Raw genomic sequence first — 19,220 nt, 5'->3', positions numbered from 1 at the left:
TATTGTTATGCTTGCCCACGTTTGTCACTCCGTCTGCAAAGAGCGCGGCGTAGCCCCTGCTTCGAACGAAGCAGCGCGCATTGCTGCGCACGTCCTCAGGCTCTTTATGAACGGCCTGACTGAGGAGGATGAACTGCTCGATGCTGAGAGGAACTGGGCTCGACGGCTCGACCCGTCATACCTGCAGAATCCCGTCAATTACGCTGAGACGGAAGAGGCCGCGTAATCCCCAGGCGCTTGTCAAAGGTGAAATTATGTCGGTCGTGCAGACCGATTAGATCAATCACCAGCCGCGAGCTCCGGATCGGCCGGCTCAAATCATTGGACGAAGATGCGTTGCCGCTAACGGGCAAAGAACTCTGCTAGCGGTCAATTGGGTGGGCGAAATTCTGTGGGCCCACAACGCCAGCAGGATCGCCTCGTACGCACTGCCGATCTCCCAGTCGAGGTAATTTCGGCTGTCATAGCCGATGATTTGCTCCATTGCTTCCTTATCTCGGGCATTGAGAGCTCTTGGGTTCGCGGTCAATCGGACCTCCTGCGCAACCAGCCGCCCAGCCATTCGCCATCCCGTGGAGAAAATTCGCCATCCCGTGGAGAAAAGATGACATGGCGGCCCTCCTCGGGCTCTCTCGATCGGACCAAGGAGCCTTATCAGGCCGAGGCGGTTCGGACGTTTCACGCGCCTCGGAGAAGTCGAATGACCAAAGACCGTCCCCGTTCATTGTCCCGACGTGAAGTCATGGCGGCAGCAGGAGTCGGAATAGCGGCCGGCGTCTCGGGTACGGCCAGCGCCCAGCAAACAACGACCAAAATCTCAGAGAACGGACCCGCGATGCAAGATCCCCGCTCCAAGTACCCGAAGCCGCCATTCGAAGCACAGACGCAGCCCTGGCCCGGCCTGGCACGCGACATGAAGCCGAAACCCGACCACGGAGAGACCAGCTACAAGGGTTCAGACCGGCTTGCGGGTCGCAAAGCTCTGATCACGGGAGGCGATTCCGGTATGGGCCGGGCCGCCGCTATTGCTTATGCGCGCGAAGGAGCGGATGTCGCGATCAACTTCTATCCGTCGGAAGAGCCCGACGCGAGTGAGGTGATCCAACTTATACGAGATGCCGGCAGGACCGGAGTCGCGCTTCCCGGCGATTTGCGGGAGGAGGCTTTCTGCCAGAAATTGGTTGCCGACGCCCTGCAGCAGCTCGGCGGGCTCGATATCGTCGTCTGCAATGCCGGCCGGCAGCAGGCGAAACCCTCCATCCTCGACATAACGAGCGAGGACTTCGACGCTACAATGAAGACCAACATCTACGCGCCGTTCTGGATCATCAAGGCGGTGCTGCCGCATCTGAAGCCAGGATCCTGCATAATCGGAACGACCTCGGAACAGGCCTACGATCCTTCGCCCGAGCTCTACGACTACGCTCAGACCAAGGCCGCGACTATGAACTACGTGAAGTCGTTGGCGAAGCAGCTCGGACCTAAGGGTATTCGCGTAAACGGCGTGGCCCCGGGACCGATCTGGACGCCCCTGCAGATAAGCGGCGGCGCGTCGGAGGAAAAATACAAGAAATTCGGCAGCACAACTGCGTTGGAACGGCCGGGTCAGCCGGCGGAACTGGCCTCCATCTATGTGCAGTTGGCAGCCAACGATGCAAGCTTCGCAACCGGAAATATCTACGGGTCCGGCGGCGGCCAGGGGCAGCCATAAGCAAACAAAGGGGCAAAGGTGATGCTCCCAAGCGGATCCTTCATCACCTCGTCGCCCGCAAGATCCGCTGAGCGGCTGAGCGATGCCATCAGCTCCGCCTGCGGGGATATTCGCCGTGCAGGAGGAACATTTCGCGAGGGGGGCAGTTTGCGATCTGTGTCTTCCACTTCCACGAAACAGGTGCGAAATGACCGTTCGCGAGCTTTTAGAGCAGATCAAGGATTTACCGCCGGACGCTGGTCTGCAGCGCCGAAGTGGACGAAGCCTTTGGCATGAATCCTACTGCGGTAGAAATCGTTGACGACGCTCAAATTGGTAGCCGCAAGTCCGATGGCACCGAGGCGATCCAACTGGGCGGCGGGAGAGATAAGGTGATCGTCATTCGCTGGTGAGGCGCCGAGGGCAGCTTCCGTTCTTCAATAGAATTCACGTCAGCCATCGACGGCAAAGGCAAAACCGAGTTTGGAAGGAGCTTTGTCATGGCCATGCAGTCGAAAGCGCCGGCCTCGTGAAGCGCAGAAGGAGACCGTTCAGCGGGTGACGCACGAGTACAACCACGGCCCGCTATCGCGCCTGGAACTGGAAAGCCCGAAGGGAAGGGGGCCCGGTCTCATCGATGCTCTCAGCACGAAGGGGAATGTCGGCGGCATGATATGTGTTTCGCAGGACAGACCACGTTCCGTGATCCGGCCCCGAGGGCTATCGAGCTTCACACAAACCTTTGAACCCGGTCGGGCAAGCGCGGGATCGCCTGGCGAGGGATGCCGAGTTCGGGACAACTTGCAAAGATCGCAGCTTTCTCTTCACCGAACTGGTCTCATCTCTGCTTCGAATGATGCGAACCCGACCGGGCGCGAGCCAGTGCATGCTTCGTGTGTGGCACGCTCGACTTGAGCGCCGGTTGATGCTTTCCTATCTGGCTGGAGAGGCAAGGAATTGCATGGCAAGACTCGTTCGTCTCATAATCTGGCTGTTGATCGCGCCCGGTGACATTATCTCGATCTCGGATCGGCTTGGCGTTACCAAGGACCAAAACCGCGACCTTGTTCGCATGCTCTTCAATTCGCTCTTTTGGATATTAATCGTCATCATCGGCTTGGCGATCTGGACGTCACGAATGCCGGCGTTTGGCTCGCGCTAAGATATGGTAGTGTCTCGGCCGTCTAATCGCGGACCGAAATGCAAATTTGTATTGGGATGTCGTTTGCCGGGAGCACGGTCGAAATAAGCCTGCTGCTGCCAAGCCGTGCACGACGCGGACAAGACCGACGTAACTAGCCGCACGGGCAGTGGCCCTCCGGGAAGCGTATCCGTACGTTTCGCCTCCCTGCGATCGTTTGGCAGAGCAAGTAGCCAAGCTCGCAGCTATGGAAATCGATCAAGGATGACTGGTGAGTGGACAGTTCGCCCCCCGAAACTGATCTTTGACATCGCCACAAGGCGACTAAGCCATCGAGGCCGAGCCCTTGCAAATACGCATGAAGGCTTCGCCCGGAACACCGGCACCGTATCGGGATGAGGTCACGATTTGGTTGATCATAGGAATCGGACTTGCTGTCGATACAGGGGACAGCAATGATCATCGTCTACTCCGCTGGGCCATCGAAGGCTTAAAAGGCCGGTTGTCCAAGCCGTCGGCAGGAGATTGTCATGAAGAAGCATACTTCTCGTGAGGACACATCCGCCGTCCTGTCGAACATGGGCAGGCTGCTGCCCGATCTTGAGGCGCTCTACAAAGACATTCACGCCCATCCGGAACTGTCGATGCAGGAGACGCGAACAGCGGGCATTGCCGCTGAAAGGCTCAAGAACGCCGGTTACGAGGTAACAGCCGGGGTGGGCAAGACGGGTGTGGTGGGATTGCTCCGCAACGGCAAGGGGCCGACGGTGATGCTGCGGGCCGACATGGACGCGCTCCCGATCGCCGAGAATACGGGCCTCGCCTTGGCCAGCAAGGTCACGGCGACGGACGCCGAAGGGAACACGGTGCCGGTAGGGCATATGTGCGGCCACGACATGCACGTCGCCTGGCTTGTCGGTGCGGCCACGCTGTTGGCGCAGACGCGCAAAGACTGGAAGGGTACATTGATGGCCGTCTTCCAGCCTGGTGAAGAAACCGCCCAAGGCACCCAGGCCATGATCGATGACGGTCTGCTTAAACGCTTCCCCACGCCTGATGTCGTGCTTGGCCAGCATGTCATGGTCGGTCCCGCCGGCACCGTCGCCGGCAGCGCCGGGCCAATCACCTCCGCGGCGGACAGCCTTCAAATCCGGCTGTTCGGACGAGGGGCCCATGGGTCGATGCCGCAAGCGAGTATAGATCCCGCCGTTATGGCGGCATCCGTCGTCCTGCGACTTCAGACCATCGTGTCCCGCGAGGTTGCCGCCACCGATGCGGCAGTGGTCACGGTCGGTGTGTTGCAGGCCGGCACCAGTTCACGCCGGGCCTGATCACGGACGGCGGCGAAGTCACAGTCGAATCCACGCAGGAGTTCTTGCGCAACTACATGGCCGAGTTCCATATGTTCATCGCACGGGTCCTTCAGGTGCTTCCAAAGGATGCCTGATGTTGTCACGGAGCCCCTAGACGGCTGCGATCCGGAGGCTGAGGGAAGGGCGGCCTGCTTGCTGCCTTTCGCAACAATGCGAGAGTGATTGATGGCGGATGGCCCACACCGAAGATATCTTCAAGGGAACGGGTAACCCAGAAATGCCACTACGAAGGCATAGTCGTGGAAATGCACTACCACAATCTGCAGTGGCGTCTTTCGGTCGCATTGTGGTGCCGCAGTCAGCTCAATGCGTGGCCAGCCAATCCATAAACCCACGGTCCGTTTTCTTCCCGGTTCAGGAAGCGACGCCCTTTGGACATGGTCGTAACGGTTTCGGCAATGCCAAGGCCGCACTGCTCGAGAAACGCGGCAAACATGCCATCCTTCTCCCGGGTATCGACTCGGGCGAACCGTCCTGCAAGATTTCTCAGATGGACGGCTGTGAGATGGACCGCGTCCAGATCACTGCGCGCGACCATCGGGCCGATCACGTAGCCACGCCCGAACTCGCGACACATGGAGTAGCCGACGATCTCGCCGCCACGGCTCAAAGTGCAGATCGAGGCATCCGCTGAGAGCAATGCGAGCAGCCTCTCGCGGTTTGTTCCAAACGCGCGCGTATCCAGCTCGATGATCTCATTCAGCCTGTCGCTCGGCAGCGTCTGCAATTCACCTTCCAAATCAGCCATGGCCGGGAGTACCAGCGGAACCTCCCCCTGTCGCATATATACGATGGCCTCGGTCGTGAAGCCAAGTGAGACATAGAGAGGATAGGCGACATGGGTGGCGTTGAGCGCCAGATTGCGATCGCCACACTGCTCAAGCACTTGGTCCATAAGCCATCGGCCACCGCCTTGCGCTTGCGTGCGGGGCGTTGTGATCACTACGCCAATGGTGGCGAAATCGTCCCCTTGCGGAAACCACATCGCGCTGCCGAAAACCCGACCAATGCCGTCTACGGCAACAATGCCGCGGCCGGCGCGGCGCAGAATATCCCAGTCCTTTGGCCGATGCGGCCAGCGGACTGAGATCGACAGCGCGTGCAGCAACTCGACGTCAACATCATCGATGTCCCGCGCGACCAGTTCGAAAGACTTCAGGCGCACTGATCTCTGCATTTCAGTCGACCTGCTCCTTATATCCAACTCGCGAGCACGTCCTGTCGTCGCTGACGGTGCCGCAGCCGTCTTTTGCCTTATGATTACACCCGAAAGCCAGCAGGTTTCGCTGGTTCCGGGCCAATATTCGAAATCTTCGGCCAAAGCATAGCTTCATTCGGCACGGAATGCTCTCGCCTGCTGCCACACTTGTCGCATCCAGCGAACTGCGAGTGGAGCGGCGCCCGGTGAATGTCGAAGAAATTCTAGCGACGCTGATCGCGTTCCCCTCGGTCGTGGGCTCGCCCAACGGCGCGATCGTCGACTGGGTGCGTGAATATTGCGAGGCGGCCGGAGCAGAAACGACCGTCCTTTGCGGCCCCGAAGGCGACCGGTCCAACCTGTTTGTCACGATCGGGCCGCGGCGTGCCCGCGGCTACATCTTGTCGGGCCACCTGGATGTCGTGCCGGCCGGTGAGCGGGAATGGAACTCGGATCCCTTTGTTCTGCGCCAAGATGGTGCCAGGCTTCATGGCCGAGGCACCTCCGACATGAAGGGCTTTCTTGCCTGCGTGCTGGCTGCGCTGCCGCGGCTTGCGGCGACGAACTTGCAGCGGCCCATTCATCTCGCATTCTCCTATGACGAGGAGGCGGGTGCCCGTGGTGTGCCGCATCTCATCGCCGCCCTGCCAAGCCTGTGCGAGAAGCCGCTTGGCGCGATTATCGGTGAGCCGAGCCGAATGGAAGCCGTGCGGGGGCACAAAGGCAAGGCGGCCGCGCGGCTCGAGGTGATAGGCAGGTCCGGTCATTCTTCACGGCCCGAGCTGGGACTGAATGCCGTGCATGCAATGTCAGGTCTCGTCACGCAGATCGTGGCCTATGGTCAGACCCTTGCGGATGGGCCGTTCGACACGGATTTCGCGCCTCCATACTCGTCATTGCAGGTTGGTGTCATCGCTGGCGGCCAAGCCGTCAACATCATCCCTGATCGCTGCACCGCCGATATCGAGCTCCGTGCCGTGCCGGGTGTTTCCCCATCATCATTGCTTGAGCCGGTAAAGGCCCAGCTAATCGCTCTCCGTGACAGCGGCTTTGACGTGGCGTGGCATGAGTTGAGCGCGTATCCCGGTCTTTCGCTCCCGCAGAAGAGTGAACTGACAACCCTTCTGGCCGAGTTGACGGGGCAAGAGCCGCTGCCTGCGGTAAGTTACGGCACGGAGGCTGGCCTCTATCAGCAGGCCGGCATCGACGCGATCATCTGCGGTCCCGGCGATATCAGCCGGGCTCATCGTGCCAACGAATATATCGAGATCGGCGAACTTGTTGCCTGCCGGAGCATGATCGAGCGTCTCGGCACGCGCCTAGCCGCATAGCCGGAGAGGGCGGTTTCATGGCTTTTCTTTTCAATTCCGACCCGGTGCGCGCAGCGGTCTTCCGCAAGGTTTTCGCACGCGAGCTCCCGGACGTCGAATTGTTCCACAGCAGCGAATGTGTCGACCCGGAGAAGGTGCGCTACCTCCTGACTTGGACGGCACCAGATGACATCGCGCGCTATCGCAATCTCGAAGTGCTGTTTTCGCTTGGCGCCGGCGTCGACCAGTTCAAGCGTGAGAGCCTGCCTCAGCAGGTGAAGCTGGTGCGCATGGTCGAGGACGGCATCATTCGCATGATGCAGGAATATGTCGTTCTCGGCGTGCTGAGTCTCCACCGGGATATGGTGGCGTATCGTGAACAGCAGAAGCGCCAAGCGTGGCTCGGTCTTGCCGCTCCGCAAGCCGCCGAGCGCCGCGTGGGCTTTTTCGGCCTCGGCATGCTGGCGCAGGCGGCTATCGAGCGATTGCTGCCGTTTCGCTTTCCCCTCGCTGCCTGGAGCCGAAGCAGGAAGGAGATCGACGGCGTCACCTGCTTTTATGGAGCGGATCAGCTTGCCGGTTTCCTCGCGCGCACGGACATTCTCGTTTGCCTGCTGCCGCTGACGGAAGAAACCCGTGGCATCCTCGATGCGGCCCTCTTCTCCCGGCTGCCTGCCGGGGCGAGGCTGCTGCATGTCGGCCGCGGGCCGCAGTTAGACCAAACCGCCCTGCTTCAGGCTCTCGATAGCGGGCACCTTGATGCCGCAATGCTCGATGTCACCGATCCCGAGCCGCTGCCGGACGGCCATCCGCTCTGGCGGCACCCGAAGGTGATGATCACGCCGCACATCGCTTCCGTAACGCAAGCAGATTCCGCGGCGCAATCCGTCGTGGACAATATCCGGCGCCACCGCGCCGGGGAAGAACTGATCGGCCTCGTCGATCGGACACTCGGCTACTAACAGGGAAACATGACATGTCACTTCTGATCACGATCGACACAGATCCAGCCTTCGCGCCGAAGGAGGCATTGCCAACTCCAGAGCGGCTCATTTCGGGCAATCCATCCTTCAAGACGTGGGCGCAGGATGCCTCGAAAGGCGAAAAGGTCCTGACCGGCGTCTGGGAGGCGACGCCCGGCGAGACGCATTCGATCAAGGGCACTACCTGCGAGTTCTGCCACATCGTTTCGGGTCTCGTCGAGATCGAGGAGAAGGGCGGTGAGACCAAGACTTACCGTACCGGAGACAGTTTCGTGATGAAGCCCGGCTTTGTCGGCGTCTGGCGCACGATCGAAACCGTGCGCAAGATCTACGTCAGCGTTTACGACTGAGCTCAACGCTCAAGGTCCGGCCGAATAGCGCGCGCGGCGGTTCCAGAACAATCGACTTTCCAGATTCCGCCCGACGCGATTCGACGCGGTCGGGCGGCTCATTCTCGGCGAAAAATGCGGCGCGCTGTCGACTATTGTTCTGATGAAACCAGGTACGAGATGCCGAATGTCGCTGCAATGTTGAGCAAGCTGCGACCTTCGGTGCCCGTCGGTCTCCAGGAGGACCTCAATGAAGGCTTACACGATAGCGCACATCCCAGGCGACGGCATCGGCAAGGAGGTGACCGAGGCGGGATGGGACGTGCTGCAGGCTGCGGCAAAGCGAGGCGGTTTCGCCCTTGAGAATACAAGGTTCCCATGGTCGTGCGCCTACTACCTGGAAACCGGTGCGATGATGCCCCCAGACGGCGTCGAGATCCTACAGAAATTCGATGCGATCTACCTCGGCGCCGTGGGGTGGCCAGCGAAGGTGGCCGACTCCGTATCGCTTCACGGACTGCTCCTGCCGATCCGCAAAGGATTCACGCAGTATGCCAACATACGGCCGCACAGGCTGTTGCCAGGCGTTCGGGGACCCCTTCGCCGTGATGGTTTCGATATCCTGTGCATCCGCGAGAACACGGAAGGCGAATATTGCGGCGCCGGTGGGCGCATTCATACCGGCACGGCCAATGAGGTCGCGATCGAGACGGCAATCTTCACGCGTGCGGGTGTCGAACGGATCCTTCGCTTCGGATTCGAACAGGCGCGGACGCGCCGCAAACAGCTTGCATCCGTCACCAAATCCAACGCGCAGAGACATTCCATGGTTTTCTGGGATGAGGTCACGCGCGAGGTGGCGAAGGACTACGCCGATGTGGAGGTCTCGCAATACCACGTCGACGCCATTGCCGCCCGCATGGTGCTGGCGCCTGAAAGCCTCGACGTGATCGTCGCCTCCAACCTTTTTGGCGACATCCTCACGGATATTGGAGCGGCCATTCAGGGCGGGCTGGGTTACGCCGCCTCCGCCAATATCAATCCCGATCGCAGCGCGCCTTCGATGTTCGAGCCGGTCCATGGTTCGGCACCCGATATCGCAAATCTCGGTATCGCCAATCCGATCGCCGCGATCTGGTCCGGCGCCATGATGCTCGGGCATCTGGGCGAGCGGCAGGCGGCAGCCGAAGTGATGTCGGCAATCGAGTCCGCAACCGCACGCGGGATAGGCACGATTGCAGGCAAGGACAGGACTGAAGCAATCACGCAGGCCGTGCTGGCCGGATTAAGCTGAAAGAGCAGAGGAAAAGAACCATGAACGCAATAACGAAGATTGGTTTCCTGAAGGATGCGGACCTGTTTCGCCAGCGGGGACTCATTGGCGATGTCTGGCAGCATGCGCACAGCAACGCGACTGTCGATGTGATCGATCCGGCCAGTTTGGAAGTGCTTGGAACCGTACCCGACATGGGCCGGGATGAGACAAGGGCTGCAATAGATGCAGCGCAGGCAGCGTTCAAGGACTGGAAAGCCAGGACCCATGCCGAACGCGGAGCGCTTCTGGAACGCTGGCACAGCCTGATACGGGAAAATGAAGAGGACCTGGCGTTGCTGCTGACGCTGGAACAGGGCAAGCCTCTGGCGGAGGCACGCGGTGAAATCCGCTATGGCGCCTCCTTCGTGAAATGGTTCGCCGAAGAAGCACGCCGGATCGGTGGCTCGACCATTCCGTCGCCAACGCCCGACCGCCGCATTCTGGTGCTGAAGGAGGCCGTCGGCGTCTGTGCCATCGTCACGCCATGGAATTTCCCCAACGCGATGATCACGCGCAAGGTGGCGCCGGCGCTGGCCGCGGGTTGTACGGTTGTCATTAAGCCGTCGGAATTCACGCCATTCTCGGCGCTGGCGCTCGGCGTTCTGGCGGAACGGGCAGGTATTCCGGCCGGGGTGATCAACATTGTCACCGGCATGCCCACCGAAATCGGCAACGAACTGATGGCCAACGAGACGGTGCGCAAGATCTCGTTCACCGGCTCGACCCGCGTAGGAGCGCTGCTCATGCGTGGCGCGGCCGATAGCATCAAGCGGCTCAGCCTCGAGCTCGGCGGCAACGCGCCCTTTATCGTGTTTGACGACGCCGATCTGGGCAACGCAGTCGAGGGGGTGATCGCATCCAAGTTCCGCAATGGGGGTCAAACCTGCGTTTGCGCGAACCGGATTCTCGTGCAGGCGGGCGTTTACGAGGCTTTCGCAGAAAAGCTGAGCCAGCGCGTATCGCGAATGAAGGTTGGCGCAGGGACCGATGACGGCACTGAGATCGGCCCGATGATCAATTCGGCCGCGATCGACAAGATCGAGCGTCACATCGCGGATGCACAGGCGAAAGGCGCGCGGATCATCGCCCAGAGCGAGACGGTGCCGGACGGCAAGCAATATGCACGGCCCGTCGTGCTGGGACAGGCTACGACCGATATGCTGCTGGCATCGGAAGAGACGTTCGGCCCGGTGGCGCCGCTTTTTCGCTTCGAGACGGAGGAAGAGGCTATCGCGATCGCGAACGGTACGCCATTTGGCCTTGCTGCCTATTTCTATACGGAGAACCTCAAGCGCTCGTGGCGTGTGGCCGAGGCGCTGGAGTTCGGCATGGTCGGGCTCAACACCGGCCTCATCTCGACCGAGGTTGCGCCTTTCGGCGGTGTCAAGCAGTCAGGAGTGGGCCGCGAAGGATCGCAGCTTGGCATCGAGGAATATCTCGAGGTCAAGACCCTTCATGTTGGCGGGCTTAACTAGGAAGTAGGTGGAAACACCTGCAGCTTCCAAAGTGTTGGAACAACAAGAAAGGGGCGGTGAAAACCGCCCCTTTCTCCGTATTGCGACCGGTGATCATTAACGAGGTGGGGAGCGCCGCAGCTTGGCGACTGCACTGGCAACAGACGTTCAGGCGAATTCACGAACGGGCTCCAGCCCGACGGCGCCGGCCAGACCGCCGATGTCCTTGATCTCGGTGTATTCGTAGAAGGGGTTCGCGGGCTCGTGGCCGCGATTCACCCAGACCTTGCTCTTGATGCCAAGATCATAGGCGGTCATGAGATCGTAGCGGAACGAGGACGACACATGCGTAATGTCTTCCGGGCCGCAGCCGAGCTTGTCGAACATGTGCTCGAAGCCCTTCATATGCGGCTTGTAGGCGCCGGTCTCCTCGGCCGTGATGACCATGTGGAAAGGTGCGCCGAGTTTCTCCACGTTCGACATGATCAGGCTCTTCATGGAGTTCGACAGGATCACCAGCGGAATCTCCTTGGCGACCTTGGCCAGCCCCGCCGGTACATCCGGGTGCGGACCCCATGTCGGTATTTCCGCATAGATGCGCTGGGCGTCCTCAGGCCGGAACGTCACATTGTTGCGCTTGCAGGCGCGCTCCACGGAATTGTGCACGACCTCGCTATAAGGCTTCCAGGCGCCAAGAACCTCATCGAGACGATAGGCCGAGAAGTCCTTGATGAACTGCGCCGTCACGGTTGCGGATAGTCGCGCGCCATAAACGCGTCGCGCCGCGCCGGCCATGTCGAAGTTGGTCAGCGTGCCATAGCAGTCGAAAGTGATGTATTTCGGTCTGAACTGGGTCATGGGCGTCGATCCTTCCAATCTTTCGGCACTGCGTGCCTTTAACAGCAAGGATCATAATGAGAGCCGAACAAGACGAGTCGCCGCATTCGATGCGCCCCGAAGCAGATTGTTTCGTATCGCGGTAGAGCCTTGGCAGAGAGTTGCGCCCGAGACCGTTTCGGTCTGCGAGGGGAGCGCGATCGGCCCGCTGTCCGTCCGCATAACATGCGGCGCCGGCGGCAAAGGAAAGTCAAAACACCTATCGCTCAGCTCCTGGTCGGAAGGAACTGCTGTCTGCGGCAGCCTACCTTGAGCTCAGAGAATTCAGGCCCGGACTGAACCATGACCACGCAGCAAATTACGCTGGAAACGATGACATTCGCGCATCTGAGGGATGCTCTCGAATTGTCACGTCATGTTGAATGGCCGCACCGTCGTGAAGACTGGGAACTGATGCAATCGCTCAGCCAAGGCGTCGTTGTCCAGGAGGAAGGACGCGTGGTGGGGACGATCTTGATGACGCCCTATGGCGACGATGCCGCCACCGTCAACATGGTCATTGTCGATGCCGCAATGCGTGGTCGCGGGCTCGGTCGCAAGCTGATGGAGGAGGCGCTTGCCAAGGCAGGCGGGCGCACCTGCTATTTGGTGGCGACGCAGGAAGGGCTCGCGCTCTACGAGAAGCTGGGATTCGTCGCGACCGGCAAGATCGTGCAACACCAGGGCCTGGCGCCGTCTGTAGACGCACCGGCACATGTGTCATGGGGCAAGGACGGCGACCACGCGCGCCTTGTTGCTCTGGATCGCGCGGCGTTTGGTCATGACCGGTCGGCGCTCATGCGCTCGTTGCGCGAGCGCGCGAAGTTCGCCGTCGTTCGCGATGAAGGCAATGTTCAGGCGTTTGCCGCAGTTCGTCGGTTTGGCCGAGGGCTGGTGATTGGGCCGGTGGTGGGGAGGAAGCTTCACGAAGCGAGATGCCTGATCGACTTCCTGCTGGCCGACAGTGCGGGCGAGTTTGTCCGTATCGACACCGACGAATCCACGGCTCTCGGCGAGTGGCTCACCCGTCGCGGGCTGGCCCACGTCGGCGGTGGCATCACGATGCGACGAACCGCAGACGAGCCGAAGGTCGAAATCAGGTCACACCAAACTTATGCGCTCGTTAGTCAGGCGCTAGGCTGAATCGGAGGAAGAAATGCTGGCCAACTCATTGATCGAACTCGATCGTGCACATCTGGTTCACCCATTTTCAAGCTATCGGAGCCATGAAGAGACGGGCGTGCGGGTGCTCAAATCCGCCAAGGGCGCAACGGTGACCGAGGCAAGCGGGAAAACCTTGCTGGACGGGTTCGCGGGTCTCTGGTGTGTCAACATCGGATACGGGCAAGAAAGCGTCGTCGAAGCAGCGGCGAAGCAGCTAAGAGAGCTTCCTTATGCGACAGGATATTTCGGGCTAGGATCTGAGCCCGCCATTCGTCTCGCAGCGCGCCTTGCCGAACTGGCGCCTGGCGATCTGAACTATGTCTATTTCACGCTGGGCGGTTCCGACGCGATTGACAGCACGATCCGTTTCGTTCGCTATTACTACCATGCCAAGGGGACGCCGCGAAAAGACCAGTTTATCTCGGTCGAGTATGGCTACCATGGATCCTCTACGGTTGGCGCAGGTCTGACCGCGCTTCCGGCTTTCCATGCTGGCTTCGGCGTGCCTTACGACTGGCAGCACAAGATACCTTCGCACTACGCCTATCGCAATCCGGTCGGTTCCGACCCGCAGGCGATCATCAACGCATCGGTCGCGGCACTGCGGGACAAGATCGCCGAACTGGGTGCTGATCGCGTCGCGGCCTTCTACGCCGAACCCATCCAGGGTTCGGGCGGTGTCCTGGTTCCACCGGCAGGCTGGCTGAAGGCACTGCACGCCGTGTGCAAAGAACACGACGTCTTGTTCGTTGCCGACGAAGTCATCACCGCCTTCGGCCGCACCGGGCCCCTGTTCGCATGTGAGGAAGACGAGGTCGTGCCGGATTTGATGACCACGGCAAAAGGACTGACGTCGGGCTACGTGCCGATGGGCGCCGTCTTCATGACCGACCATGTTTACAATACGATCGCGGACGGGGCCGGCAAAACGGCTGTCGGCCACGGCTATACCTACTCAGCCCATCCGGTGAGCGCGGCGGTCGGGCTGGAATGCCTGCGTCTCTATGAAGATGGCTTGCTCGAGAACGGCCGGAAGGCCGGGAGGCGCCTGATGAAGGGCCTCCGCTCGCTCGCCGATCACCCGCTGGTTGGCGATATTCGCGGTCGCGGCATGCTGGCCGCGGTCGAACTGGTGACCGACAAGGCGCGCAAAACGCCGCTGCCGGCGGCGGCAGATCCGGGACGCCGCATCTTCGACCGCGCTTGGGAGAATGGCCTTGTCATTCGCGCCTTCAACAGCGGCATTCTCGGCTTTGCACCACCGCTCTGCTGCACGGACGACGAAATCGATGGTATCCTGGAACGCACCCGGATGACGCTGGATCAAACCCTCGAAGACAAGGATGTGCGGGCGGCGATGAAGGGCTGATCCTCGCCATCGCCGGAGCTCCCCCGTCCAGGCGGCAGACGCCGAGCGGGGACGAAGCAAACCCTCAGGGTGGTGCCGCATTCCGCCAGGTGCCAAGCAAGTTGCAGCTATGGGACCTCAGCAGAAGAAAACACCGGCGCGCGCTCCAGGTGTTCAGACCGCGGAGCGGCTTTTCATTTGTCGAAAATGACATCGAGAGGCAAATGGGATTTTACGATCGGTGACTTCAGCACGACGAAGCTGAAATATTTGTCGATCCCGATATCCAGTTCGAGCATGCGCTCCATGATCGTCTGATACTCGCTTATGCCCGCTGTGACGAACTTCACAAGATAATCATACCCGCCCGAAATCAGATGGCATTCGATGACGGAATCCACTTTCTGAACGGCTGTGAGAAACCTCGCGAAGTCGTTTTGTTGATGGTGCTTGAGCGTGACCTCGGTGAAGATCGTTAGAGTCTGTCCGAGCTTGGACACATCGATCTGGGCGGAATAGCCGGTAATGAAGCCTTCCGCCTGAAGCTTTTTCACCCGCATCAGGCAAGGGCTCGGCGAGAGGTTGACCAGGTCGGCAAGCTCGACGTTGGTGACCCGCCCGTTCTTTTGCAGTTGGGATAAGATCTTGATGTCGATCTTGTCGAGCTTCATCGCAAACCTGTCACACGTTCGAACTGCGGATCGTCCGGCAGACGGCGTCCGTCACGTCCTGCGTGGTCGCTGTGCCACCCACGTCCGGCGTCAGCACGCCCTCACTGGTCACTGTTTCCACTGCGCTCATCAACCGGACGGAGGCTGCGCTTTCGCCCAGATGTTCGAGCATCTGGGCAGCGGTCCAGAAGGTGGCGACCGGGTTGGCAATACCTTTGCCGGCGATGTCGAAGGCCGATCCGTGAATTGGCTCGAACATCGAGGGGTAGCGCCGCTCGGGATCAATGTTGGCGGTCGGTGCAACGCCGAGACTGCCCGCCAGCGCGCCCGCAAGGTCCGACAAAATGTCGGCGTGAAGATTGGTGGCGACGATCGTATCGAGGCTGCGAGGTTTGAGTGTCATACGCACCGTCATAGCATCAACCAGCATCTTGTCCCACGAGACGTCTGGGAACTCTTGCGCCACCTCGGCTGCGATTTCATCCCACATTACCATGCCGTGACGCTGCGCGTTGGATTTCGTAACCACAGTCAGGAGCTTTCGCGGCCGTGACCGCGCCAGCCGGAATGCATAGCGCATGATGCGCGTGACCCCGACGCGCGTGAAGATCGCGACTTCGGTTCCGACCTCCTCTGGGAGGCCGCGGTGGGCACGGCCGCCATGGCCGGAATACTCACCCTCCGAATTCTCCCGCACGATCACCCAATCCAGATCGCCGGGGCCAACGCCCGCCAGCGGCGAAACGATGCCCGGCAATATCCTGGTCGGCCGCACATTCGCGTATTGATCAAAGCCTTGGCAGATCGGCAGCCGGAGACCCCAAAGCGTGATGTCGTCGGGCACATCGGGAGCGCCGACCGCACCAAAGAAGATGGCATCGAAGCGCTTCAGTTGCGCCACTCCATCTTCGGGCATCATCCGGCCATTGGCCTTGTAGTAGTCCGAGCCCCAGTCGAAGTGCTGGACGCGCAGCTTGAAGTCGCCGCAGCGCTGCTGCAGCGCCTCAAGCGCCTGGAGACCGGCGGCGATCACCTCCGGGCCGATCCCGTCGGCAGGAATGGCGGCAATCTCGTATTCGCGCATCGTCACTTCCCTGTTTTCAGCACGGCTGCTCGCAGCCTTAATCTCGTGTGCGACCGATTGTTACCTGTAAGTTGATCTTCTCAGAATTCAGCGACCTTGCCCCACGCAGCGGTCTTCAGGCGTTCGGGCCTATAAGGACGCGGGTCGACAATAGGCTCGCTGCCTGTAATGATGTCGGCGATCATATGCCCCGCGCCGGGGCCAATGCCGAAGCCGTGACCACTGAATCCCGCCGCCAGGATGAAGCCCGGAATCCCCTCCACTTCACCGATCGCGGGAATGCCGTCGGGTGTACTGTCGATATAGCCCGCCCAGGCATCGGAGATTGCGACGCGCTGGAGTTCGGGGATCAATTCACAGGCTCTTCGATATGTCAGTCGAATCTGTCCCATGTCGGGCTTCGGGTCGAGAATCCGGTTCCGTTCCATTGGCGTAATATCGTCAAGGCCCCATTTGCGCAGGCTTTCATGGCCTTGGCGCCAGCCCTCGAAGGCGCCCGGGGCGAGATTGCGCCAGCGGCGGGCGAACATCGGGATAAACTCGCGGCTGAACCTGAACTGCTGCGGCGTTGGATCGACGCGAGCCCGCCCGCTGATAGCCAGCGTGTATCCACCGTTGCTGCGCCGCGTCAGCGAGACGCTCGCTGTATGCAGGGCATCGGGCAGGCCGCTTGCGCCTGGCGCCACGGCTAGAATGGATTGACGCACGGCAGCTTGCGGGAAGCGCATACCAAGCTGGTTGCAGAAGGAGGAAGCCCACGCGCCTCCGGACATGACCGCGGTCTTCGTACGGATGGTTCCCGCTTCCGTAACGACGCCACTGACCCTGCCAGCGCTCAACTCCAGCCCGCGCGCCGCGCAATGCTGATGGACGGTACCGCCGGCCGCCATGATACCGCGGGCGGCAACCGGCACTGCCTTGGACGGATCCGCCGTTCCGTCAGTCGGTGAGAAAACGCCGCCCTTCCACTTGCGTCCGGTCACCTTGCCCTTCTCGGTGGCTTCCTCCGCGCTCAGCACATGCGTCGTAACGCCCACTGTCCCGGCGAAGTCACGCCACTTCGCCCAGCCCGCCAGCTCATTTTCGTCTTGTGAGAGATAGAGGAGCCCGCACCGGCGAAATCCAGTGTTCTCGCCAGTCTCCTGTGCCACCTTCTCCCAGAGATCGAGGCTCTTGGTCGCCATCGGCAGCTCGCGCGCATCACGGTTCTGCTGGCGGCACCAGCCCCAGTTTCGACTGGACTGCTCGGCGGCCACCCGCCCTTTCTCGACCAGGGCGACGCTGAAGCCGCGGCGTGCGAGATAATACGCCGTGAACACGCCCACGACGCCGCCGCCGATCACGACGACGTCCGCCTCGCGGGGCAGGGAAGGGCTGCACTCGATGTGCATTAGCGGCGCGGGCATCTACGGGACTCCGGTTACTCTGAAGCATTCTAACCCGCGCCGAGAATAGACAGGCTGCGGAGTTGTGTGCCTGGACGGAATATCCTGCGGTTAGTGAGCCTTAGGACATGCAAATTATTGCGTGAAAAGCTCGCTGGCGTCCCACCTCACAGAGGGGAGGTAGGCTGAAGCCTCAAAGCCATCTCGTGTGAAGGGGCGTCGATTGCGTAAGCGGCCTATGGGGTCGAATCCCACGTGCCCGCATGGCAATCCGCGCCGTCGCTGGAGAAGACGTTGTCGCTGCGGCATTGCGGGGCCGGGCCAAGCAAGGCCTCGGCCGGTAGCGAAGCAGACGGCTTGATGTCGGCGTCGGCGAACAGTTGGACAAGGCCGGGCTTCGTCGGTTTGTCGCAAGCGGCTGCGCAGAACGAAAACCGCACGCCTGATCCGCTCTGGATCCGAAGCGCGGTGCCACATCCGATGACAACGCCCGCTTGCGGCCCGAGCACCAGCGGGCCGTCCCGGTCGCCGTGGGGATCAGCTCTCCTTCCACCACGACGATGGTTTCGATGTGGGGGAAGCTTGCGACCTCGAGCTCACCAATAAAGCTGGTTCGGCCCACGATCATCGAGTCCGGTCCTTCCCAGGCGATTTCGCGATGCCCCACCAAGGGGTCGTCCTTGCCGAACGCTGCCCTGCGGAAAGAGCTTGCAACGGGTGCGCCGTCGGCGCGATGCAGCACTATAGCCACGGTCATGATTGCTCTTGCGCCTTGCGTCATGATTTCACTGAAACCTAGCAGTCGGTTCCGTCGTGCTAAGCAGTCAACTGGGATCGCTCAGAGTGTGCGAGATCAGTTCCCGCGGGTGGGTAGCAGGGTAGAGCGGTTGACGTTGCCAGCAACACTTCACATCCTTCCTCGCCCAAGGCCACCGCACTGTGCTCAACGCCATATGGAACGACGATGAACTCTCCGGGTTCGATGATCTCTTCACGGTCACGAAATTTCATGAGCAGGCGTCCCCGGTGAACGAAGAACAGCTGATCGTCGTGCTGCCGAAATGACCAGTTAGAGCTTCCCTTGAACAGGGCGACCTGGATTTGCATGTTGTTGACATGCACCTCGACTTTAGGCTCCCAAGGCGCGTGCAGCCCGGCAAACTCAATTGACAAATTCTTCTTGTGAATTGGCGAAAGGTGCTTGTTCAGGGCAGCGACGTCGCGAATGATCGCGGTGAGTTGGCTTGGTAGGTCATTCCCATTGGCCGGGTACTTGCCATCCAAAGCCGCAGTCCCAATCGTAAAACCAGCTGCGCCTGCGCTTTGGACGACTGCGATTCGTTCAGGGGTGTCGATCGAACCTGCAATGTAGACAGGCTTGGTGACCGCAGCGCAGACAGCCTTCATCAACTCGGGCACGTTCTGCGCCGAACGGTATGCCAGCAGGTCCAGGCCATGCACTCCATCGCGCCCTGCAATCGTCTTGGCACTTTCGACAATTTCGTCGATGGCGCCTTCAAGCACGCTCGGATGACCGGCAATCCGACCCGGAAACGGGAAGTACTGGATGCCGGTGTCCCTGAGGATCGGCAGCACATCGTCGACCCGCGTGCCACCAAGAAGAACGTCAACGCCGATTGCGGCAGCTGCCTTTGCCGAAGCAATTTCGCTTTCGCGGTCCAGTGACACGACTTCCAGATAGGAAGTTGCACCGCCCGTCCTGATGGCTGCATTGAGGCCTTTCAGCTGCTCGATCGGCACGCCGATGTCTTTGAACCCGATGTGCCGCACGCCAAAGCTGAGCGCGGTTTGAAGTTGCTGCGACGCGTCCGGAACCGTGCGGTCATTGCGCGTAAGCATGAAGATAAAGCGTAACCCCATCGGTGGTGGTTCCTTTCG

18 protein-coding genes and 1 pseudogene are annotated in these 19,220 nt (G+C 60.7%); 12 read left to right on the top strand and 7 right to left on the bottom strand.

What is annotated here, in order from left to right:
* Window positions 1-313: 313 nt before the first annotated feature.
* Window positions 314-529: a hypothetical protein gene (locus tag FJ953_RS18340; RefSeq protein ID WP_140523309.1), complete on the bottom strand. Its 216-nt coding sequence runs from the start codon at window positions 527-529 to the stop codon at window positions 314-316.
* Window positions 530-700: 171 nt separating this feature from the next.
* Here FJ953_RS18340 and FJ953_RS18335 point away from each other — a divergent pair, with 171 nt between their 5' ends.
* The 5 genes and pseudogenes from FJ953_RS18335 to FJ953_RS30895 form a co-directional block, all read left to right on the top strand.
* The gene (locus FJ953_RS18335; protein ID WP_140555432.1) at window positions 701-1,711 is read left to right on the top strand and encodes an SDR family oxidoreductase; all 1,011 of its coding nucleotides are present in this window, start codon (window positions 701-703) and stop codon (window positions 1,709-1,711) included.
* Between the two features lie 254 nt (window positions 1,712-1,965).
* On the top strand, window positions 1,966-2,103 hold the full coding sequence (locus FJ953_RS18330) for a hypothetical protein (protein ID WP_224656193.1): 138 nt from the start codon (window positions 1,966-1,968) through the stop codon (window positions 2,101-2,103).
* A 512-nt stretch (window positions 2,104-2,615) separates the two neighbouring features.
* Entirely contained in the window at window positions 2,616-2,852 is a 237-nt protein-coding gene (locus FJ953_RS18325; RefSeq protein WP_140523311.1) for a hypothetical protein, read from the top strand.
* 509 nt (window positions 2,853-3,361) lie between these two features.
* A complete protein-coding gene (locus FJ953_RS18320) occupies window positions 3,362-4,162 on the top strand; it encodes an amidohydrolase (protein WP_318013598.1) in 801 nt (266 codons plus the stop codon).
* Window positions 4,144-4,278, top strand: a pseudogene (locus FJ953_RS30895) (ACP phosphodiesterase); the annotation flags it as partial. The gene FJ953_RS18320 and the pseudogene FJ953_RS30895, both read left to right, overlap by 19 nt.
* Before the next feature lie 224 nt (window positions 4,279-4,502).
* On the opposite strand, the gene FJ953_RS18310 reads toward FJ953_RS30895, so the two are convergent.
* Window positions 4,503-5,381, bottom strand: coding sequence for a GNAT family N-acetyltransferase (locus FJ953_RS18310; protein ID WP_140523314.1), 879 nt, complete (start codon window positions 5,379-5,381; stop codon window positions 4,503-4,505).
* 227 nt (window positions 5,382-5,608) lie between these two features.
* Between FJ953_RS18310 and argE the strand changes: the two genes are divergently transcribed.
* The 5 genes from argE (at window position 5,609) to FJ953_RS18285 (ending at window position 10,814) form a co-directional block, all read left to right on the top strand.
* Window positions 5,609-6,733, top strand: coding sequence for an acetylornithine deacetylase (gene argE, locus FJ953_RS18305; RefSeq protein ID WP_140523316.1), 1,125 nt, complete (start codon window positions 5,609-5,611; stop codon window positions 6,731-6,733).
* Window positions 6,734-6,750: 17 nt separating this feature from the next.
* Window positions 6,751-7,674, top strand: a complete 924-nt coding sequence (locus FJ953_RS18300) for a glyoxylate/hydroxypyruvate reductase A (protein WP_140624918.1) — start codon at window positions 6,751-6,753, stop codon at window positions 7,672-7,674.
* Window positions 7,675-7,688: 14 nt separating this feature from the next.
* Complete coding sequence (locus FJ953_RS18295; protein ID WP_140523322.1) at window positions 7,689-8,045, top strand: cupin domain-containing protein; 357 nt, start codon at window positions 7,689-7,691, stop codon at window positions 8,043-8,045.
* A gap of 229 nt (window positions 8,046-8,274) precedes the next feature.
* A complete protein-coding gene (locus tag FJ953_RS18290) occupies window positions 8,275-9,318 on the top strand; it encodes a tartrate dehydrogenase (RefSeq protein WP_140523325.1) in 1,044 nt (347 codons plus the stop codon).
* A gap of 20 nt (window positions 9,319-9,338) precedes the next feature.
* Window positions 9,339-10,814 (top strand): NAD-dependent succinate-semialdehyde dehydrogenase, encoded by a 1,476-nt coding sequence (locus FJ953_RS18285; RefSeq protein WP_140523327.1) that lies wholly within the window; start codon window positions 9,339-9,341, stop codon window positions 10,812-10,814.
* Window positions 10,815-10,961: 147 nt separating this feature from the next.
* Here FJ953_RS18285 and FJ953_RS18280 read toward each other — a convergent pair whose 3' ends face one another.
* Window positions 10,962-11,651, bottom strand: coding sequence for a haloacid dehalogenase type II (locus FJ953_RS18280; protein ID WP_140523330.1), 690 nt, complete (start codon window positions 11,649-11,651; stop codon window positions 10,962-10,964).
* 321 nt (window positions 11,652-11,972) lie between these two features.
* On the opposite strand from FJ953_RS18280, the gene FJ953_RS18275 reads away from it, so the two are divergent.
* Window positions 11,973-12,812, top strand: coding sequence for a GNAT family N-acetyltransferase (locus FJ953_RS18275; protein WP_140523333.1), 840 nt, complete (start codon window positions 11,973-11,975; stop codon window positions 12,810-12,812).
* 13 nt (window positions 12,813-12,825) lie between these two features.
* On the top strand, window positions 12,826-14,202 hold the full coding sequence (locus tag FJ953_RS18270) for an aspartate aminotransferase family protein (RefSeq protein WP_140523335.1): 1,377 nt from the start codon (window positions 12,826-12,828) through the stop codon (window positions 14,200-14,202).
* Window positions 14,203-14,375: 173 nt separating this feature from the next.
* Here the strand turns inward: FJ953_RS18270 and FJ953_RS18265 are convergent, their stop codons facing one another.
* The 4 genes from FJ953_RS18265 to FJ953_RS18245 all read right to left on the bottom strand — a co-directional run bounded on the left by FJ953_RS18265 (window position 14,376) and on the right by FJ953_RS18245 (window position 19,202).
* Window positions 14,376-14,852: an Lrp/AsnC family transcriptional regulator gene (locus FJ953_RS18265; RefSeq protein WP_140499549.1), complete on the bottom strand. Its 477-nt coding sequence runs from the start codon at window positions 14,850-14,852 to the stop codon at window positions 14,376-14,378.
* Window positions 14,853-14,862: 10 nt separating this feature from the next.
* Window positions 14,863-15,936 carry a tartrate dehydrogenase gene (locus FJ953_RS18260; protein ID WP_140523338.1) on the bottom strand — a complete coding sequence of 358 codons (1,074 nt, stop codon included), beginning with the start codon at window positions 15,934-15,936 and terminating at the stop codon, window positions 14,863-14,865.
* Window positions 15,937-16,016: 80 nt separating this feature from the next.
* Entirely contained in the window at window positions 16,017-17,342 is a 1,326-nt protein-coding gene (locus FJ953_RS18255) for an FAD-binding oxidoreductase (protein WP_140555434.1), read from the bottom strand.
* Window positions 17,343-18,137: 795 nt separating this feature from the next.
* Entirely contained in the window at window positions 18,138-19,202 is a 1,065-nt protein-coding gene (locus FJ953_RS18245) for a cupin domain-containing protein (RefSeq protein ID WP_140499543.1), read from the bottom strand.
* Window positions 19,203-19,220 lie beyond the last annotated feature (18 nt).

This window comes from Mesorhizobium sp. B2-3-6 (assembly GCF_006442305.1).
Taxonomy (GTDB): domain Bacteria; phylum Pseudomonadota; class Alphaproteobacteria; order Rhizobiales; family Rhizobiaceae; genus Mesorhizobium.
The sequence above is the reverse complement of the archived record's forward strand: the minus strand, read 5'-3'. Positions and strand labels throughout refer to the sequence as shown.